Source organism: Parvibaculum sp., from assembly GCF_035511255.1.
In the GTDB taxonomy this organism is placed as follows: domain Bacteria; phylum Pseudomonadota; class Alphaproteobacteria; order Parvibaculales; family Parvibaculaceae; genus Parvibaculum.
Genome location: NZ_DATKFR010000265.1, coordinates 1 through 3,919, shown reverse-complemented (window position 1 = coordinate 3,919; position 3,919 = coordinate 1). Strand labels below are relative to the sequence as shown.

Here is a 3,919-nt window from a genome sequence, read left to right as displayed (position 1 = left end):
CTGAAGGCCGACGCAGCAAAGCCGGCGGCGACAAGGCCCGAGCCGGAAGGCACGATCTATACCTGCCCAATGCACCCGGAAATCCGGCAGGTCGGCCCCGACTCCTGCCCGATCTGCGGCATGGCGCTCGAACCGGTGGTCGCGACCGCCGATGCAGGACCGAGCCACGAACTCATCGACATGCAGCGGCGCTTCTGGATCAGCCTCGTGCTGACGCTGCCCGTCTTCGCAATCGAAATGGGCGGACACCTGATCGGACGGATGCTGATCTCGGCCACCTTGTCGAACTGGATCCAGCTCGCGCTGGCGACCCCGGTCGTGCTCTGGGGCGGCTGGCCATTCTTCGTGCGCGGCTGGCAGTCGCTCGTCACGCGCAACCTCAACATGTTCACGCTGATCGCGATGGGCACCGGCGTCGCCTGGGGCTACAGCATCGTCGCGACGCTTGCGCCGGGCCTCTTCCCGGAGAATTTTCGCGGCATGGACGGCGCCGTCGCGATCTATTTCGAGGCGGCCGCCGTCATCACGGTATTGGTGCTGCTCGGACAGGTGCTGGAGCTCCGTGCGCGCGAACAGACGAGCGGCGCCATTCGCGCCCTGCTCGACCTTGCGCCGAAAACCGCGCGCCGCATCCGCGCGGATGGCGAGGATGAGGAGGTGCCGCTCGACGAAATCGCGGTCGGCGACCGCTTGCGTGTGCGCCCCGGCGAGAAAGTGCCTTGCGACGGAAGCGTCGCCGAGGGCCGGGTCGCCATCGACGAATCCATGGTGACCGGCGAAGCGATGCCGGTGACGAAAGAACCGGGCGCGAAGGTGATCGCCGGCACGATGAACAAATCGGGCAGCTTCATCATGGTGGCCGAAAAGATCGGCCGCGAGACCATGCTCTCGCGCATCGTGCAGATGGTCGCCGAAGCCCAACGCTCGCGCGCGCCGATCCAGCGCCTCGCCGACAAGGTGGCCGGATGGTTCGTGCCGCTGGTGATCCTCGCCGCCCTCGCCGCCTTCGTCGCATGGTCGATCTGGGGGCCAGAACCGCGCTTCACCTTCGGTCTGGTCGCTGCGGTCGCCGTCCTCATCATCGCCTGCCCCTGCGCGCTCGGCCTCGCGACGCCGATGTCGATCATGGTCGGCGTCGGACGTGGCGCAAGCCTCGGCGTCCTCATCAAGAATGCCGAGGCGCTGGAGCGCATGGAGAAGATCGACACGCTGGTCGTCGACAAGACCGGCACGCTGACTGAAGGCAAGCCCAGGGTGACCTCGATCGTCACCGCCGACGGTTTCCTGGAAGCGGACCTGCTGCGTCTTGCGGCCAGCGTCGAACGGGCGAGCGAACACCCATTGGCCGACGCGATCGTCGCCGCCGCCAGGGCGCGCAATCTCGCTCTGGCCGAGGCGAGCGACTTCGACTCGCCATCCGGCAAGGGCGCCATCGGTACGGTCGAAGGCAAGCGCATCGTCATCGGCAATGCTGGCTTTCTCGACGAGCAGGACATCGCAACCGCGCCGCTTGCGATGGAGGCCGACGAGTTGCGGCTGGACGGCGCGACCGCGATCTTCATCGGCATCGACGACAAGCTCGCCGGCGCCATCGCCATCGCCGACCCGGTGAAGGACACGACGCCCGCAGCCCTGAAGGCCTTGAAGACGGAAGGCATCCGCATCGTCATGCTGACCGGCGACAATCCGACGACGGCGAAAGCCGTTGCCCGCCGTCTCGGCATCGACGAGGTGAAGGCCGAAGTCCTGCCGGACCAGAAGGCCGACGTCGTGAACGAGTTGACGAAGGCCGGCCGCGTCGTCGCGATGGCGGGCGACGGCGTCAACGACGCGCCGGCACTCGCCGCCGCCGAGATCGGCATCGCCATGGGCACCGGCACCGACGTCGCGATGGAGAGCGCCGGCATCACGCTGCTGAAAGGCGACCTGATGGGCATCGTCCGCGCGCGGCGCCTCTCCCAGGCGACGATGCGGAACATAAGGCAGAACCTCTTCTTCGCCTTTGTCTACAACGCGGCCGGCATTCCGATCGCCGCGGGCGTGCTTTATCCGGTCTTCGGAGTGCTGCTTTCGCCGATCATCGCGGCGGCCGCCATGGCGCTCTCCTCCGTCAGCGTCATCGGCAATGCCTTGCGGCTTCGTCTCGTCGCACTCGAATGACTTTTTGACGCAAGAGAACCGTCTTGACCTTCCACCTGCTGGAAGGCCTAGACAGGCAGGAACAAGGAGAAGCTCGCCCGTGAAGCTCAAGCCGCTGATGTTGGTCGGTTTCGTTCTCGCGGCCCTGATCGGGCTCGCAGACGCCTCCGGTTGCCCGCATGCGGAAGCAGCAAACATCGTTGCGATGACGGGTTACCACGCCGACGGGAGCGCATCCGGCGGCGAGCCGGAATGCCATCACAATCGCCGCGCGGTGGAGCATCGGAGCATCGCCTGGCTTCGGCCGGCGGACCGGCTTTCGGCACCGCTCCTGCCGGCGAGGGGAGAGATTTTGTTCGTCGCGCAGATGCGCGACCCGGCTCTCGCGGCGTCCGTCCCGCACGAGCCACCTCCCCTCCATGCCATAAGAGATGGAACGGCCGGTTTCGGCCCCGTTTACCTCCGTATACAGCGTTTTCTGATCTAGGCCGCGACCGGCGACGCGCGCGACGCGCGGAGTGACGTGTATTGCGACCAATAAAGGATCAGACTCATGAGACTGCTCAAGCCGGCTCTGCCGGCAATCATGGCGGCATTGGCAATTGCGCTTTCCGCCTTCACTTCCGAGGCCGGCGAATACAGCCTCGTTATCGACCGGAAGGACGTCGATGTCGGCGGACGACACGCCGACACCATCACCCTCAACGGACAATATCCGGGGCCATTGCTGCGCTTCACCGAAGGCGAGGACGTCACCATCCATGTGACGAACAAGCTGAAAGAGGACAGCTCCGTTCACTGGCACGGCTTCCTGCTGCCGGGCCAGATGGACGGTGTGCCGGGGCTCAACGGCTTTCACGGCATAAAGCCCGGCGAGACTTTCACCTATCGCTTCAGGATCCGCCAGACCGGCACCTACTGGTATCATTCGCATTCCGGCGGGCAGGAGCAGGAGGGGCTGGCGGGACCGATCGTCATCGATCCGGCAAAGCCCGGCGGCGTGAAAGCGGATCGCGACTATGTCGTGATGCTGACCGATTTCACCGACGAGCGCGCCGACGACATCCTGAGCAATCTCAAGGCGGATTCCGGCTATTACAACCGCGCCAAACGCACCGTCGGCGACTTCTTCAGCGACATGGGCAAGGACGGCGTCGGCGCGACGGTCCGCGACCGTCTCGCCTGGGGCGAGATGCGCATGGACCCGACCGATCTCGCCGACGTGACGGGCTATACGTTTCTCGTCAACGGCAAATCGGCCGGCGCCAACTGGACCGGTCTTTTCAAGCCCGGCGAGCGCATTCGACTGCGCGTCATCAACGCCTCGGCGATGACCTATTTCGATCTCCGCATACCGGGATTGAAGATGATCGTCGTAGCGGCGGACGGGCAGAACGTGATGCCCGTGCCGGTCGATGAAATCCGCCTCGCCATCGCCGAGACCTATGACGTCATCGTCACGCCGAAGGAGGACAAGGCCTATACGATCTTCGCGCAGTCGCTCGACCGCTCGGGCTATGCGCGCGGAACGCTCGCGCCGCGCGAGGGAATGGAGGCCGAAGTGCCGCCGATGCGCGCCCGGACGCTCCTTACCATGGCCGACATGGGTATGGGGTCAATGGAAGGCATGGATCACGCTTCGATGCCCGGCATGAACATGGAGGGCATGGACATGAAGAGCATGGATCATGCCGCAATGAAAGCTCCGGCGGGCGAGGCAAAGCCGGAGGATGATGCTCGCCCGAAGGGATGGGGGGCGGGATTTCCGGCGGGCGAAAAG

3 protein-coding genes are annotated in these 3,919 nt (G+C 65.3%); all 3 read left to right on the top strand.

The annotated features are described in order from the left end of the window. The coding region (locus VMR03_RS10635; protein WP_325404992.1) for a copper-translocating P-type ATPase at positions 1–2,160 on the top strand (2,160 nt) is incomplete at its 5' end. A 79-nt stretch (positions 2,161–2,239) separates the two neighbouring features. Then, positions 2,240–2,626, top strand: coding sequence for a hypothetical protein (locus VMR03_RS10630; RefSeq protein WP_325404990.1), 387 nt, complete (start codon positions 2,240–2,242; stop codon positions 2,624–2,626). Positions 2,627–2,692: 66 nt separating this feature from the next. Beyond that, on the top strand, positions 2,693–3,919 hold a 1,227-nt coding region (locus VMR03_RS10625), incomplete at its 3' end, for a copper resistance system multicopper oxidase (RefSeq protein WP_325404988.1).